The 589-nt window shown below is 42.1% G+C and carries 3 protein-coding genes; all 3 read right to left on the bottom strand.

Annotation, left to right across the window (positions count from 1 at the left end; all coding sequences use genetic code 11):
• A partial coding sequence (locus FY048_RS18945) for an NAD(P)(+) transhydrogenase (Re/Si-specific) subunit beta (protein ID WP_446092168.1) occupies positions 1-146 on the bottom strand: 146 nt, incomplete at its 3' end.
• Positions 147-158: 12 nt separating this feature from the next.
• Positions 159-473: a proton-translocating transhydrogenase family protein gene (locus FY048_RS18950; RefSeq protein ID WP_003654992.1), complete on the bottom strand. Its 315-nt coding sequence runs from the start codon at positions 471-473 to the stop codon at positions 159-161.
• Positions 474-484: 11 nt separating this feature from the next.
• The coding region (locus FY048_RS18955) for a hypothetical protein (RefSeq protein ID WP_446092169.1) at positions 485-589 on the bottom strand (105 nt) is incomplete at its 5' end.

Genomic DNA, 589 nt, shown 5'->3' on the forward strand with positions numbered 1-589 from the left:
GTTACAACTGCAATCGCCATCGCGATCATACCGTAACGGTTACCTTGAATTGCTGTTTTAGGGCCAGACAAACCACGAAGCGTCAAGATAAAGAGGATTGCGCCAACAAGGTACAACCAATTTGCGTTTGCTTGAATAAATTCCATGTCAAAGCCCTCTTATTTCTTTTGCTTAGGCTTGAACATTTCCAGCATGCGTGCAGTTACTGCAAAGCCACCGAAAATATTAATGCTTGCCAAAAATACTGCAATCGCACCCAGTACGCTCACCACATTCACACTTTGAAATGCAACGTTAGCATCTACACCCAAAATAGGTAGACCCACAGTTTGCAACATCGCACCTACCACAATAATAGATGACAACGCATTGGTTACAGCCATAAGTGGCGTATGTAAAGCTGGTGTAACACCCCAAACTACGTAATAACCTACGAAGATGGCAAGGACGAAAATTGTAATAGTTTCAACCATGAGAAATCTCCTTAACCACGCTTAAGCAGTACTTGACCGCCATGAGTGACCAATAGGGCTTTTTGGATTTCGTCTTCTTGATTAATCGCAAAGTTTTTCTCTTTGTCGAATAAAGT

This window comes from Acinetobacter sp. 1124_18A (assembly GCF_052824995.1).